This window comes from Caulobacter sp. S45 (assembly GCF_903642205.1).
Classification (GTDB): Bacteria; Pseudomonadota; Alphaproteobacteria; order Caulobacterales; family Caulobacteraceae; genus CAHJWH01.
This window is the reverse complement of sequence record NZ_CAHJWH010000022.1, coordinates 1-14,043: the sequence shown is the minus strand read 5'-3', so window position 1 is coordinate 14,043 and position 14,043 is coordinate 1. Positions and strand designations below refer to the sequence as shown.

The following is a 14,043-nucleotide window of genomic DNA, read 5'->3' as shown; positions in this document are numbered from 1 at the left end:
AGGTTGTCGGCCCGACCCGGATGGCGCGCTTCCGTTATGCACGGGCTGGCCCTAGGACGAGATCGTCAGCCTGGAGAACTCCGATGACGGGCATGGGTCGCATCCTCATCCTTCGTGTGGCCGGCGGACTGCTGAGCAGCGCGGCGGCGCTCGCCGGGCCGACGGCGGCGCTGGCCTGGGGCGCGACGGGCCACCGGCTGATCGGGGAGGCGGCGATGCAGATGCTGCCGCCTGACCTGCCCGCCTTCCTGCGCTCGCCGGACGCGGTGCAGGCGGTGGGCGAGATCGCGCGCGAGCCGGACCGCTCCAAGGGGTCCGGCCAGCCACACGACCACGATCTCGATCCGGGCCATTTCCTGGATCTCGACGACCAGGGAAGGGTGAACGGCGGCCCGCTGCTCTCCGCCATGCCTGTGGATCGGGAGGCCTATGACCTGGCCCTGCAGGCGGTTGCAACGGACGCCTACCGGTCAGGCTACCTGCCCTACAACATCGAGGACGGCTTCGAGCAGGTGGTCAAGGACCTGGCCTACTGGCGCGTCGAGACCGCCGCCTTGAAAAGCGACGCCAGCACCGACGACCGGGCCTGGATCGCGCGCGACCTGCAGACGCGGGTGGGCCTGACGATCCGTGACATCGGCTATTGGGCGCACTTCGTCGGAGACGCCAGCCAGCCGCTGCACGTGAGCGTGCATCACAACGGCTGGGGCGCCTATCCCAACCCGCACGGCTACAGCGACGACAAATTGCACGCGCCTTTCGAGGGCGCCTTCGTGCACGACCACCTGACCCTGGCGAGCGTCGAGGCCGCCATGCGGGCGCCTCGGCCTTGCGCGCCCATCGCCGATTGCACCCTCGCCTACCTGGCCGCCACCGGCGCGGAGGTTGAGCCTCTCTACGCCATGTGGGGGGCAGGCGATTTCGCCCGTGCCGACCCGAAGGCCGTGGCCTTCGCCACCGCCAGGGTGGCCGAAGGGGCGGCGAAGCTGCGCGACATGGTGGCGGCGGCCTGGCGCGCCAGCAACAGCGCCACGGTCGGCTACAAGCCGGACATCGGCGTCAAGGCCGCTGAGGCGGGCCAGCCCGTGCCCATCGGGGTGTTCTATGGCAGCGACTGAGATGACGCAGTCCGAGGGCCAGCTGCAGTTCGGCCGCCGGGCGCCGGGGCTCGACTATCCCGATCGCCCCGCCGCCTTCGGGATCGTCCCGCGCGAGGGCCGGATCGCCGTGGTGCGGATCACCCGGCCCGACATCGCGCCCTATCACGATCTGCCCGGCGGCGCATTGGACCCTGGCGAGGACGACGCCACCGCCCTGGTGCGTGAATTTGGGGAGGAGACCGGCCTGAAGGTGCGGCCTGTCCGCCGCCTCGGTCATGCCCGCCAGTACCTGGTCAAGACCGACGGCCAGGCGGCCAACAACCTCTGCGCCCTGTTCGAGGCGGCGGGGGTGGACGAGGACCCCGCCCTGAAGATCGAGGCGGACCACGAACTCGTCTGGCTGGAGCCGCTGTCCGCCCTGCGCCGGCTCCGCCACGACGCCCATGCCTGGGCGGTGGCGGCGTGGCTGCGCCTGACGGCGGATTGAACGATGTGGAGGCGCCGCAGTTGTACGGGAAAGGAGCCCGGCCATGGCCAACGACGACCACAACGAGATCGCCAAGGATTTCGACACGGCTGTGAACATGACGCCCTCGGAGCTGGAGGGCTGGCTGGAGACCGACGAGTCCAAGTCGGTGGGTTGGGCCGGCGGCGAGCCGAAGTCGGATCCGGGCGGCAAGGAGTCGGTCGGGCACAAGTCCGGCGAGCTTATCGTGGCCATCAAGCGCAAGAAGAAGGCCGCGCTGACCGAGGCCGACTACGCCCACATGAAGAAGGTGGTCGGCTATGTGCATCGCCACTTGGCCCAGAAGCCCTCCGGCGACGTGGAGCACAGCCGCTGGCGCCAGTCCCTGATGAACTGGGGCCATGACCCGATGAAGCGCTAGCGTCCCGGCCTAGTCGCCGCGCCGGAAGATGAACTCGTGGTCGCGCCACTCGCCCACGGGGAACTCGTAGTCCCCCACCCGGCGGAAGCCGCGGCGGGCGTAGAGCGACTGGGCCTTCAGATTGCCGGACCACACGCCGAGCCACAGCGGCCCCGGCCCCTGTTCCTCCATCCAGTCCAGCGCCGTGTCCAGCAGCCGCCGGCCGAGCCCGAGGCCCTGGGCGAAGCACAGGACATAGAGCCTGTTCAGCTCGAGATGGCCGGGCCGGACGTCGGGGTGGGGCAGGTGGCAGGGGCCGGCGTTGGCATAGGCCAGGGCGCCGCCGTCGCCTTCCGCGATCCAGGTGGCCTGGAGGGGGTCCGCCAGCTTCCGCTCGAACACCGCCGGCGTGTAGTTCGCCGCCAGGAAGGCCTCCAGGTCCGCAGCAGGATAGGGGATGGCGAAGCCTTCGAGGAAGGTCTCGCGGAACGTCTGCAGGCCGAGCTGGGCCAGCCGTTCGGCGTCCGCCGGACCGGCCCGCCGCAGGATGATCTCTGGCATGGGTCGGCTTTAGCGAGGCGGCCGGCGGCGTGCTAGGCTTCGCCTGCGCCCTGCCGGAGTGTACGCGTGAGTCTGCAGGTCCTGACGCACCCCGACATGCAGGGCCACTTTCCGGGCGCAGGGCATCCGGAACGCCCGCAGCGCCTGGCCGCCGTCATCGACGCCCTGACCGACAGCGACTTGGATCTTCACTGGTCCGGAGCGCCGCTGGCCTCGCGTGCGGAGCTGGAGCGGGTGCATCCAGCCGCCTATGTGGACCGCATCTTCTCAGCCGCCCCCTCGCGGGGGACCGTCGCGCTGGACGCCGACACCACCCTGTCGCCCGGCAGCCTTCCCGCCGCGCTCCGGGCGGCGGGCGCCGTCGCGGAGGCGGCCCGCCGCGTCGTGGCCGGCGAGATCGGGCGGGCCTTCTGCGCGGTGCGCCCGCCGGGCCACCATGCCGAGCCCGACCGGGCCATGGGGTTCTGCCTGTTCTCCTCGGTTGCGGTGGCCGCCCGAGCCGCCCAGGCCGCGGGCGCGGGCCGCGTCGCGGTGGTGGACTTCGACGTGCACCATGGTAACGGCACCCAGGCGGTGGTCGAGGTGGACGACACCCTGTTCCTGGCCTCGGCCCATCAGTGGCCGCTTTATCCCGGGACCGGAGCGCCGTCGGAGACCGGGCTCGGCAACGTCGCCAACGCCATCGTGGCGCCGGGGGCGCCGCGGGAGACCTGGCGGGCGGCTTGGGCCGACCTGATGCAGAGGGTGCACGCCTTCGCCCCGGACCTGATCCTGATCTCCGCCGGCTTCGACGCCCACCGACGCGACCCGCTCGCCCATCAGCTGTTGGAAGCGGAGGACTTCGCCTGGGCGACCCGGGCCGTGCTGGAGGTGGCCCGGGCGCGTTGCCGCGGGCGGGTTGTGTCCTCCCTGGAGGGCGGTTACGACCTTGAAGCGCTCGGTCAGTCGGCCGTGGCGCACGTGCGGGCCTTGGCGGAGGTTTAGGGGCGTGTCTTCCGCGGCGCTGTACTTGTCGCGCCGGCGTCGGCCCCGAGGCAGATGAGCGACGCCGACCAGCCCGCCGCAGCCGACCGCTCGCGCCTCGCCCATCCCCCGCCAGCCGTGGCGAATACGCAGCCGCCCGGGTCCATCGTACTGGCCCGCCACGGCGAACCGGCCCTGTCCCGCAAGATCAAGCTGGACGCGCGCGCCTATGACCGCTGGTGGGCGGCCTATGAGGTCGGAGGCATCCTGCCGGGCCAGACCCCGCCGGAGCCCCTCGTGCAGGCGGCGAAGGAGGCGGACGTGCTCTTCTGCTCCACCCGGCGCCGGGCCATCGAGACGGCGGAGGCCCTGGCCCTCGGCCGGACGTTCGTCCGCGACGCCATGTTCGTGGAGGCGCCTCTGCCGGCGCCGCACGCGCCCGCCTTCCTGCGCCTGGGCCCCAAGGCCTGGGGCGTGATCACCCGCTTCCTCTGGTATTGCGGTCACAGCGCAGGCCAGGAAAGCCGGCGGACGGCCTGGGCTCGCGCCCGCACCGTGGCCGACAGGCTGGTGGGCGAGGCCGAGGCGGGCAGGCACGTGCTGGTGGTGGCGCACGGCTTCTTCAACGGCATGGTGGGCGTGGAGCTGACCCGCCGCGGCTGGCGCTGCGTGCACGACCGCGGCTTCAAGTACTGGTCCACGCGACGCTTCGAGCGACGATAAGGCTTGCGGATGGCGCCGGGCCAGACTCGTCATCATGGTTGGCGACCTCACCCGCGCCCGCTAGGAAGGGTCGATGAGCGCCGCGCCCCCCATCCCGCCGGACCTCTCGAGCCTCAGCTTCGAGCAGGCGCTCGAACAGCTGGAGAAGATCGTGTCGGAGCTCGAGTCCGGCCAGGCGCCGCTTGAACGCTCCATCGAGATCTACGAACGCGGCGCGGCTCTGAAGGCGCATTGCGAGGCGCGGCTCGCCGCCGCCCGCCTGAGGGTCGAGAAGATCGTCGTGGGACCGCAGGGCGAGGCCATCCGCGCCGAACCGGCGGATTTCAGTTGAGCGGGAGCCAGGGCGGGGAGGGGTAAAGGCGCTGGACCAGCTCGACACCACCATCCGGCAGCGCATGGTCGAGGCCTCGGACCTGGTCACCGTGGCCCTGGATCAGCTGCTGCCTCGCACGGATGGGCCGGAAAGCCGGCTGACGGAGGCCATGCGCTATGCCGTGCTGGGTCCAGGCCGCCGCATCCGGCCCTACTTCACCCTCGAGACGGCGCGGATGCTGGACGTGGAGGAGCGAGCGGTCCTGCGAACCGCCTGCGCCCTGGAGTGCATCCACGCCCACAGCCTGATCCACGACGACCTGCCGGCTCTCGACGACGACGACATCCGGGGCGGGCGGCCCACCGTGCACCGCGCCTATGACGAGGCGACGGCGGTGCTGGCGGGCGACGCGCTGCAGTCCATCGCCTTCGAGATCATGGCCCACCCCGACACCCACCCGGACGCGCAGCTCCGCTGCGAGCTGGTGCGCAAGCTGGCGCTCGCCGCCGGCGCCAAGGGGCTGGCGGGCGGACAGATGCTCGACCTGCTGGGCCTGGGAGCCGATCTTCGTACTGTTGCCAGGATGCAACGTATGAAGACAGGCGCGCTGATCGCCTTCTCGGTGGAAGCGCCGCTGGTGCTCGCCCGGGCGCCGGAACCGGAGCGTCACGCCCTGCTCGGCTTCGCCCAGGACTTCGGCCTGGCCTACCAGATCCTGGACGATCTGACCGATCATGAGCACGACCTAAAGCCTCGCGAGCCGTTGGCCAGCAAGGGATCGTCGCCGCCTTTGCCGCCCAAGGCCAACTTCGTGACCCTGCTCGGCCGCGAGGCGGCGGGGAAGCGAGTGGACATGCTCATCAGCCAGTGCCACGCCCACCTGGATGTTTTCGGGAGCGCCGGCGCCTATCTTCGAGCCAGCGTGGATTTCGTGCTAGACCGGAGCACTTGAGTCCGCGACTAACGTCGCTCGTCTTCGGCCCAGAGATCCTATGCCGCCGCATACGCCCTTGCTTGATACGGTCCATTTCCCCACCGACACGCGCAAGCTGACGGCGCCGGAGCTTCGTCAACTCGCCGATGAAGTCCGCGCCGAGATGATCGACGCGGTGTCCACCACCGGCGGGCACCTGGGATCGGGCCTGGGCGTGGTGGAGCTGACGGTCGCGCTGCACCATGTGTTCGAGACACCCAGGGACGTGCTGATCTGGGACGTCGGGCACCAGGTCTACCCGCACAAGATCGTCACCGGCCGCCGCGACCGCATCCGCACGCTTCGTCAGGGCGGTGGCTTGTCCGGCTTCACCAAGCGGGCGGAGAGCGAGTATGACCCCTTCGGTGCTGCGCACGCCGCCACCTCGATCTCCGCCGCGCTCGGCTTCTGCGCCGCCCGCGACGCCAAGGGCGAGGATAATAAGGTCATCGCCGTGATCGGCGACGGCTCCATGAGCGCGGGCATGGCCTACGAGGCCATGAACAACGCGGCCGAGACCACCAAGCAGCTGATCGTAATCCTGAACGACAACGACATGTCCATCGCGCCCCCCGTCGGCGGGATGAGCGCCTATCTGGCCGGGCTGGCCTCGGGCGGCGCCTACCGCACCATCCGCCGCTTCGGCAAAGGCGTGGCCGAGCACCTGCCGCGCCCGTTCAAGGAGGCCGCGCGCAAGGCCGAGGAGTACGGCCGCGGCATGGTCACCGGCGGCACCTTCTTCGAGGAGCTGGGCTTCTATTACGTGGGCCCGATCGACGGCCACAACATGGACCAGCTGGTCCCCATCCTGAAGAACGTGCGCGACATCACCGACCAGCCGGTGCTGGTCCATGTCGTCACCCAGAAGGGCAAGGGCTATACCCACGCCGAGAACAGCGCCGACAAGCTGCACGCCGTGGTCAAGTTCGACGTGGTCACCGGCCAGCAGGGCAAGGCCAAGGCCAACGCGCCGAGCTACACCAAGGTGTTCGGGACCGAGCTCGTCAAGCAGGCGCAGAAGGACGAGCGCGTCGTGGCCATCACCGCGGCCATGCCGTCGGGCACAGGGCTCGACATCTTCGCCAAGGCCTTTCCCAAGCGAATCTTCGACGTGGGCATCGCCGAGCAGCACGCGGTGACCTTTGCGGCCGGCATGGCGGCCGATGGCATGAAGCCGTTCGCGGCCATCTACTCCACCTTCCTGCAGCGCGGCTACGACCAGGTCGTGCACGACGTGGCGATCCAGAAGCTGCCCGTGCGCTTCGCCATGGACCGGGCGGGGCTGGTGGGCGCCGACGGCCCGACCCACGCCGGCTCCTTCGACATCGGCTTCATGGGCGCACTGCCCAACATGGTGCTGATGGCCGCCGCCGACGAGGCGGAGCTGGCGCGCATGGTCGCCACCGCCGTCGCCATCGACGACCGCCCGAGCGCCTTCCGTTATCCCCGGGGCGACGGCGTGGGCGTGGAGATGCCCGAGGTGGCCGAGCCGCTGGAGATCGGCCGCGGGCGAGTCGTGCGCGAGGGCTCCGCCATCGCCATCCTCTCCTTCGGCACCCGCCTGCAGGAGAGCCTGATGGCCGCCGAGCAGCTGGCGACGCGCGGCCTGTCCGCCACCGTCGCCGACGCCCGCTTCGCCAAGCCGCTGGACGAGGAGATGATCCTGCGCCTGGCCCGCAGCCACGAGGCTCTGATCACCATCGAGGAAGGCGCGGTGGGCGGCTTCGGCGCCTTCGTGCTGCAGATGCTGGCCGAGCGCGGCGCCCTGGACCGCGGCCTGAAGGTCCGCACCATGACCCTGCCGGACCGCTTCCAGGACCAGGACAAGCCGGAGCTGATGTATAGCGCCGCCGGGCTGGATGCGGACGGCATTGTCAAGGTGGCGCTCAACGCGCTGAGCCTGGATCGGCCTAAGGCGGGACTGCGGGCCTAGAGCGTTTGCGGTCTGCTTAATCTTTACTCCGCTCATCCCGGCGAATGCCGGGACCCAGATTGCAGGGCGACTCGTTTTGAAGGTTGGTCGTGCTCGATCGATGAGGACACGAGCCATACGATCTGGGTCCTGGCATCCGCCGGGATGAGCGGATCATAGAGCCGTTCACATTAGCGCGTAGGCCTCGCCGAGATCGCGCACGAAGCGCTCGAACTCCGCGGCCTTGCTCGCCTCGTCCGGCAGGCGGAGCAGGAAGGAGGGATGGACGGTGAGGAAGCCCAGCGCTCCGCCCTCTACCTCGCCCATCACGCCCCGCTCCCGCGTCACCGCCACCGAGCGGCCGAACACCGACAGCCCCGCGGTGGCTCCCAGGGCCACGATCACCTTGGGCTTGACGAGCGTGCGCTCGGTCTCAAGCCACCAGCGGCAGGCCTTGACCTCGCCGGCATTGGGCTTGGCGTGGATGCGGCGTTTGCCGCGCGGCTCGTGCTTGAAGTGCTTCACCGCGTTGGTGACGTAGGCCGCCTCCCGCGGCACGCCCGCTTCGGCCAGGGCGCGGTTGAACAGTTGGCCGGCGGGTCCGATGAAGGGGCGGCCCTTCAGGTCCTCCATGTCGCCCGGCTGCTCGCCCACGAACATCAGCGGCGCATCGCCCGGCCCCTCGCCCGGCACCCCTTGCGTGGCGTCTCGCCAGAGATCGCAGCGTCGGCAGGCCTGCAGCGCCGCGGCCACTTGGGTCAGGTCCGCCGGCGCATCGCCCGGCGCGACGGGAACCTCCGCCGGTGCAGCTTTACGGCGCACGCGGGCTGAGGGAACGGTGGGGGGCGCCTGCACCATGGCTTCGGTCCGTCCTTTCGCGCGGGAGACCAGCTCCGGGATCAGCCGGGCCTCGGGCATGTTCTTCCAGTAGCGGCGCGGCATGTGCTGGGCCATCAGCTCGGCGTTCACCCGCGCGGGGTTGAAGATCGAGGCGAAGTAGACGCGCCAGTCCTCCTCCAGAGCATCCTCGGGCGGGGCCTGGCTCCCGTCCACGCCGGGGGAAAACGACAGGGTCCCGTTCCAGTGAGCGCAGACCTCCGGTGTCAGGATGGAGAAGCGCAGGTTGGCCATGCGGTGGACGAAGAAATCGACGCCGCGCTCCACAATGTGGTGCGCCGGCTCGAACCAGGCGACGTAGGTCTCCACCGCTTCCGGGTCGTCAGGCTCGTCCACCCGGCGGAAACGCAGGAAGGCGTGCATCTTGTGCTCCGCGTCGCGGACCTGCTTGCGCATCAATTGGGCGGCAGCCACGTCGGCGTCGGTGGCCACCGCCATCAGCTCCGGCTCGGCCTTCAGCCGCCAGAGCAGGCGATAGAGCAGTTCGAAGCGCGCCGGGTCGCGATGCAGGATCACGCCCTGCGCCAGCTCCACGAAGGCGCGCGGCGCGGAGAAGCCCGTGTCCGGCGGCGGGGGCGGAGGTTCGGCCCCGTCGAACAGTCCGGCCTCCTCGCCGACGCGCCAGACGACCTGAGGAGGCTCGATGTCTGCGAGGCGCAGCCTGCGGGCGGCCTGGCGCCAGCCCTCGAAGTCGATCTCGGAGGCAAGGCGGACGGCGTACATCAGCGACCAGCGCCCCCTGATCCGCTCATCTCGCCCAATGCCGGGACCCAGATCGGAGCGTGGGTCGCTGGACCGTAGGATTGCAGGACGTTGGCCTGAACGCAGCGTTTTGTAATCTGGGCCCCGCCATTCGGCGGGAAGAGCGGTTCAAAGGAGATCATCAGAACAGGCTGAGCTGCACCGGCTTCACCACCGGTGGCGCGACTTCCGCCAGCCGCTCGTCCACGGCGCCCGGCCGCCAATCGGCGGTGATGACGAAGGGCTGCAGCCGCTTCACGGAGCGGGCCAGCCGCTGCAGGTCCTCCAGCCGGATGGCCTTCACCCGGCGCACGCCGATCAGCGTGTCCACCGAGCGGGCGCCCAGCCCCGGGATGCGCAGAAGCATCTCCCGCTCCGCCCGGTTCACGTCCACAGGGAAGCGGTCGCGGTTGGCCAGCGCCCACATCAGCTTGGGGTCGCGCTCCAGGTCCAGCATGCCGTCCGGCGCAGCCGAGGCGATCTCGGTGCGGGAGAAGCCGTAGTAGCGCATCAGCCAGTCGGCCTGGTACAGGCGATGCTCCCGCATCAGGGGCGGCCGGCTCAGCGGCAGGGCCTGGCTGGCGTCCGGGATGGGGCTGAAGGCGGAGTAGTAGACCCGCTTCAACCCATAGCCGCCGTAGAGACTCTCCGACCGCGTAAGGATGTCGGCGTCGGTGCAGGCGTCGGCGCCCACGATCATCTGGGTGCTCTGGCCGGCAGGCGAGAACTTCGCGGCCTTCCGACCGGTGTGGGTCTGGTCCTTGGAGTCGTCGATGCCGAGGCGCACCGCACCCATGGCCCGCTTGATGTCCTCGCCGCTCTTTTCGGGCGCCAGCCGCTTCAGCGTGTCGTCGCTCGGCAGCTCGATGTTCACCGAGAGGCGGTCGGCGTAGAGCCCTGCGGCCACGGCCAGCTCAGGGCTGCACCCGGCCACCAACTTCAGGTGGATGTAGCCGCGGAAGTCGTGGACCTCGCGCAGCGTCTTGGCCACGCGGTTCAGCTCCTCCTGCGTGAAGTCGGCCGACCGGATGACGCCGGAGGAGAGGAACAGGCCTTCGATATAGTTGCGCTTGTAGAAGTCGAGGGTGAGCTGGACCACCTCTTCCACGGAGAACCTAGCCCGGGCCACGTTGCTGGAGACCCGGTTCACGCAGTAGGCGCAATCAAAGACGCAGAAGTTGGTCAGCAGGATCTTCAGCAGGGAGACGCACCGCCCGTCCGGGGTGAAGGCGTGGCAGACCCCCATGCCGGAGTCGGTCGAGCCAATCCCTCGCCCGTCCTTGGAGCTGCGCTTGGCGCCTCCGCTCGACGCACAGGACGCGTCGTACTTGGCCGCATCGCTGAGGATTTCGAGCTTACGCCTGAGAGGGATGCTGGCCACGAGTCAGGGGTAGCGTTCCATCTATGTTCCGTCCAGCCTGGCCTCGGCTGAAACGTCGCGGAGGCGGGCGATGCGAGCGGCAGGCGGCTGTGAACTTGCCTCCCGCCTCGGGCTCGCCGTAAGCAGGGAACCGACACTCTGGCGTTCGAAGAAGCGGGCAGCGTTCGCCACTTGCTGTCGCCCGCCTGCGGCGGATCGATCGCCATCGAGGAAGCTCTGATCCCTTTTTGCCTGGCCCTGCGGCCGTCGCCATCGGCCGGCCGATGACAGCTTCGGCCAGCGCCTCCGCCCGCACCTGGGCTGAGCTCGAACTCGCGCCCTGGCGCGGACGGGGCCTCACTCACCAGGAGGTCAGTGCGGCGATCGACATCGCGGCGGCCGAGCACGGAGCGCTGTTCCGCTACGACGTTCGCGACGGGCGGGTGTTCTGCCGGCGCAAGACCAACGACGAGATCGGCCCTGACGCCAATCGAGCGATTGTCGACATGGTCAACCGGCGGGCGCGGACCTATGGCGAGCTGCTGCAGGCCAGCCTGCGTCGGAGCCGGGTGAGCGGGAACTTCGCTCTGGGGATAGACGTCAGCGACCTCCCGTCCAGCGTCGAAGGCCTGCCTCTGTTTTCTTTCCAGAAGCGGCGACATGCGGCCAACCTTCTGCTTCCGGACATAGACCTGCTGGAGTTCGGCTACTTCGAACATGCGCATTGGCGCGACAGGACCCGTTACCGTCAGAAGCGCAACCAGGCGATCTTCGTCGGCTCGACGACGGGTGAGACCCTGACCCTGGACACGGTGAGACGGCTCGCCACCCCGCGCCTTCGCGCCGCCCAGGCCTTCCGGAATAGCCGGCGAGTCATTTTCCAGCTGCCCAACGTGGTCCAGTGCGATTCCGAGGAGACCGCGGCTGCGGCGAGGGCGCTGGGCTTTGGGGAGACTTTCGTCTCGTGGCCGGAACAGATGCGCTACCGCCACATCCTCTCGATCGACGGCAACGGCGCGACCTGCTCGCGCGTGGCCGTCGCCCTGCACAGCAACGGCACGCTGGTCCGATACGAGTCGGACTACGAGCTCTTCTACTTCAAGGGCCTGCAGCCCTGGGTGCACTTCGTGCCTGTCGCCCAGGACGCGGACGTGGAGGCGGTGGTGGCGGACAGCGAGGCCTATCCGCGCCGCTATGCCAAGATCGCGCGTGCAGGCCGGAGCTTTTTCAGCCGTCACCTGCGCCGGGGGCCGTGCCAACGCTACGTCGCGGCGCTTTTGCAGGGCTATGTCGACATGCTCGATGGCCGGTGAGGCGGCCTTAGGCGGCCGGTCACGCGTGCAGCCGGTCCCATGCCTTCAACTCATAGGCGATGCAGAGCTCCATCAGCACGCGCCACAGAGGCTCAGCGATGACGTCGGCGAGGCCCTGCTGTCGGGCTGAGGCCTTCACCTTGGCCACCACGTCCTCGATCCGGTCTGCGTCGTAGACCTTTCCCCGGTCGGTCTTGATGCGGGCGGCGGCGTCCATATAGCCCTGGCGGATCGCCAGCAGGGCGACCAGGCGCTGGTCCAGCGCGTCCACGCCGGCGCGGACCTCGGCCATGTCTCGGCAGTCCTGCGGCGGAAGGGGATCGGACATCGCGGGCTCCCGGTGGGTTCGGACCATCTGCGTCTGGACGCGTGCGTCTGAACGCGTGCGTTTGGACCGGCCCGCCGATCCGGTATAAGGCGGCCATGGTCAACCTCCTTCTGGTGTTCGTCGGCGGTGGGACGGGCGCCGTCTGCCGTTATCTGACCGGCGTCGGTTACGGGCGTGCGTTCGGCCTGGTGCGCGGCTGGCTGGCCATCGGCGGGATCAACGTGCTGGGCGGGCTGCTGATGGGCTGCCTGGTCGGGGTGCTGGCGCTCCGGGGCGGCATGGGTCAGGAACGGTGGCGGCTGCTGCTGGGCGTCGGGGCGCTGGGCGGCTTCACCACCTTCTCCTCCTTCTCGCTGGACACCGTGCTGCTGCTGCAGCGGCGAGAGTACGCGACGGCGGCGGGCTATGTCAGCGGGTCGGTGGCGCTCTCCATCCTGGCGGTGATGCTAGGCCTGTTCGTCACGCGGCGGGCGCTGGCGTGAGCGAGGGGTCCCGCGCGGTCCTGACCCTCACCGTGGACGCGGCGGAGGAGGGCGTGCGGCTGGACCGTTGGTTCAAGCGCCGCTGGCCCCACCTGAACCATATCCAGATCAACCGCTTGGTGCGCACCGGCCAGGTCCGCGTGGACGGCGGCCGCGCCAAGGTGGACACGCGACTGGCGGCCGGTCACCAGGTGCGCGTGCCGCCCATCCCGGACGCGCTCACGCCCGAGGCGCAAAAGGCCGGCCTGTCGCCCCGAGACATCGCCTTCGCGCACTCCCTGGTGCTCTACGAGGACGACGAGGTGCTGGCCCTGAACAAGCCCTCAGGGCTTGCGGTGCAGGGCGGCACCAAGACCACCAAGCACGTCGACCGGCTGCTCTCCGCCTGGGGTGAGGGGATGGACCGTCCGCGCCTGGTGCACCGGCTCGACCGCGATACCTCGGGCGTCCTGCTGCTGGGCAAGACCCCCGCGGCGGCGGCGAGCCTGTCGGGCGCCTTCGCCAAGCGGCGCGCGAAGAAGATCTACTGGGCCATCGTCGCCGGCGAACCCAAGCCGCACGAGGGGATCATCGAGCTGCACCTGATGAAGAAGGGCGTGGGCGACCGCGAGATGGTCGTGCCGGCCGATCCCAAAGACTTCGGCGCGGAGACGGCGGAGACGGAATACGTGACCGTCAACCGCGCCGCCCACCGGGCCGCCTGGATGGCCCTGCAGCCCCATACCGGCCGCACCCACCAGCTGCGCGCCCACATGAAGGCCATCGGCCATCCCATCCTGGGCGATCCCAAATACTGCGACGAGGCGTCCGCCGCCCTCTCAGCCGGACTGAAGCTGCAGCTGCACGCCCGTCGGCTGGAGCTGCCGCATCCGTCTCGGGACCAGCTGGTGCTGGAGGCGCCGCTCAGCGCCGAGATGAAGGAGGGCTTCGCCCGCTTCGGCTTCGACGAACGCGAGGCGCCGGCCGATCCCTTTGCCCGCCAGCGCAGGCCGCCCTCTCCGGCGAAGACGCGCAAGCCATGAAGCTGGTGGTGTTCGATGTCGACGGCACGCTGGTGGACAGCCGCGCCATCCTCAAGCAGGCGTCCGACGCCGCCTTTCACACCGTCGGGCTCACGCCGCCACCCTACGACGCGCTCCGCCAGATCGTGGGCCTGAACCTTGCCGAAGGTCTCGCCCAGCTCGCGCCGGAGCAGCCGCCCGAGGTGTTCGACCAGCTGGTGTCCTGCTACAAGTCGAGCTTCGGCGACCTGCATCGCCAGCCGGGCTTCACCGAACCGCTCTATGCCGGCGCGGCCGAGCTGCTGGACCGCTTGAAGGGCGAGGGCTGGCGCATCGCCATGGCCACCGGCAAGTCCCGCCGCGGGGTGGAGATGATCATGGCAATGCACGCCTGGGCCGACCTGTTCGACAGCACCCACTGCGGCGACGACGGTCCCGGCAAGCCCCATCCCGCCATGTTGCTGGACGCCATGCGCGCCCTGGATGCGGAGCCCGCCTGCACGGTCATGG

Annotated in this window: 16 protein-coding genes; 12 read left to right on the top strand and 4 right to left on the bottom strand. The window is 69.8% G+C overall.

What is annotated here, in order from left to right; all coding sequences use genetic code 11:
* Window positions 1-83: 83 nt before the first annotated feature.
* The 3 genes from HUV06_RS04260 to HUV06_RS04250 are packed head-to-tail and all read left to right on the top strand — an operon-like array spanning window position 84 to window position 1,987.
* Window positions 84-1,118: a S1/P1 Nuclease gene (locus HUV06_RS04260; protein ID WP_254600869.1), complete on the top strand. Its 1,035-nt coding sequence runs from the start codon at window positions 84-86 to the stop codon at window positions 1,116-1,118.
* A gap of 1 nt (window position 1,119) precedes the next feature.
* Window positions 1,120-1,587, top strand: a complete 468-nt coding sequence (locus HUV06_RS04255; protein WP_174300031.1) for an NUDIX domain-containing protein — start codon at window positions 1,120-1,122, stop codon at window positions 1,585-1,587.
* Window positions 1,588-1,630: 43 nt separating this feature from the next.
* Entirely contained in the window at window positions 1,631-1,987 is a 357-nt protein-coding gene (locus HUV06_RS04250; RefSeq protein ID WP_174300030.1) for a DUF3140 domain-containing protein, read from the top strand.
* 9 nt (window positions 1,988-1,996) lie between these two features.
* On the opposite strand, the gene HUV06_RS04245 is transcribed toward HUV06_RS04250, so the two are convergent.
* Window positions 1,997-2,527 (bottom strand): GNAT family N-acetyltransferase, encoded by a 531-nt coding sequence (locus HUV06_RS04245; protein ID WP_174300029.1) that lies wholly within the window; start codon window positions 2,525-2,527, stop codon window positions 1,997-1,999.
* 66 nt (window positions 2,528-2,593) lie between these two features.
* Here HUV06_RS04245 and HUV06_RS04240 point away from each other — a divergent pair, with 66 nt between their 5' ends.
* The 5 genes from HUV06_RS04240 to dxs all read left to right on the top strand — a co-directional run bounded on the left by HUV06_RS04240 (window position 2,594) and on the right by dxs (window position 7,432).
* Window positions 2,594-3,511, top strand: coding sequence for a histone deacetylase family protein (locus HUV06_RS04240; RefSeq protein ID WP_174300028.1), 918 nt, complete (start codon window positions 2,594-2,596; stop codon window positions 3,509-3,511).
* Between the two features lie 54 nt (window positions 3,512-3,565).
* On the top strand, window positions 3,566-4,213 hold the full coding sequence (locus HUV06_RS04235; protein ID WP_174300027.1) for a histidine phosphatase family protein: 648 nt from the start codon (window positions 3,566-3,568) through the stop codon (window positions 4,211-4,213).
* Between the two features lie 73 nt (window positions 4,214-4,286).
* Window positions 4,287-4,544, top strand: a complete 258-nt coding sequence (locus tag HUV06_RS04230; protein WP_174300026.1) for an exodeoxyribonuclease VII small subunit — start codon at window positions 4,287-4,289, stop codon at window positions 4,542-4,544.
* A 64-nt stretch (window positions 4,545-4,608) separates the two neighbouring features.
* A complete protein-coding gene (locus HUV06_RS04225) occupies window positions 4,609-5,478 on the top strand; it encodes a polyprenyl synthetase family protein (RefSeq protein WP_174300025.1) in 870 nt (289 codons plus the stop codon).
* Between the two features lie 40 nt (window positions 5,479-5,518).
* Window positions 5,519-7,432, top strand: a complete 1,914-nt coding sequence (gene dxs / locus HUV06_RS04220; RefSeq protein ID WP_174300024.1) for a 1-deoxy-D-xylulose-5-phosphate synthase — start codon at window positions 5,519-5,521, stop codon at window positions 7,430-7,432.
* A gap of 165 nt (window positions 7,433-7,597) precedes the next feature.
* Here the strand turns inward: dxs and HUV06_RS04215 are convergent, their stop codons facing one another.
* Complete coding sequence (locus HUV06_RS04215; protein WP_174300023.1) at window positions 7,598-9,031, bottom strand: UdgX family uracil-DNA binding protein; 1,434 nt, start codon at window positions 9,029-9,031, stop codon at window positions 7,598-7,600.
* Between the two features lie 160 nt (window positions 9,032-9,191).
* The gene (locus tag HUV06_RS04210) at window positions 9,192-10,430 is read right to left on the bottom strand and encodes a putative DNA modification/repair radical SAM protein (RefSeq protein ID WP_174300022.1); all 1,239 of its coding nucleotides are present in this window, start codon (window positions 10,428-10,430) and stop codon (window positions 9,192-9,194) included.
* Between the two features lie 263 nt (window positions 10,431-10,693).
* Here HUV06_RS04210 and HUV06_RS04205 point away from each other — a divergent pair, with 263 nt between their 5' ends.
* Window positions 10,694-11,722 (top strand): glycosyl transferase family 90, encoded by a 1,029-nt coding sequence (locus HUV06_RS04205; protein WP_174300021.1) that lies wholly within the window; start codon window positions 10,694-10,696, stop codon window positions 11,720-11,722.
* A 19-nt stretch (window positions 11,723-11,741) separates the two neighbouring features.
* Here the strand turns inward: HUV06_RS04205 and HUV06_RS04200 are convergent, their stop codons facing one another.
* Window positions 11,742-12,050 (bottom strand): chorismate mutase, encoded by a 309-nt coding sequence (locus HUV06_RS04200; RefSeq protein WP_254600868.1) that lies wholly within the window; start codon window positions 12,048-12,050, stop codon window positions 11,742-11,744.
* A gap of 95 nt (window positions 12,051-12,145) precedes the next feature.
* Between HUV06_RS04200 and HUV06_RS04195 the strand changes: the two genes are divergently transcribed.
* The 3 genes from HUV06_RS04195 to HUV06_RS04185 all read left to right on the top strand — a co-directional run.
* Entirely contained in the window at window positions 12,146-12,532 is a 387-nt protein-coding gene (locus HUV06_RS04195) for a CrcB family protein (RefSeq protein ID WP_174300019.1), read from the top strand.
* Window positions 12,529-13,554 carry an RluA family pseudouridine synthase gene (locus HUV06_RS04190; RefSeq protein WP_174300018.1) on the top strand — a complete coding sequence of 342 codons (1,026 nt, stop codon included), beginning with the start codon at window positions 12,529-12,531 and terminating at the stop codon, window positions 13,552-13,554. Before HUV06_RS04195 ends, HUV06_RS04190 begins: the two co-directional genes overlap by 4 nt.
* Window positions 13,551-14,043, top strand: a 493-nt coding sequence (locus tag HUV06_RS04185) for an HAD hydrolase-like protein (RefSeq protein ID WP_174300017.1), incomplete at its 3' end; no start/stop codon positions are given. The genes HUV06_RS04190 and HUV06_RS04185, both read left to right, overlap by 4 nt.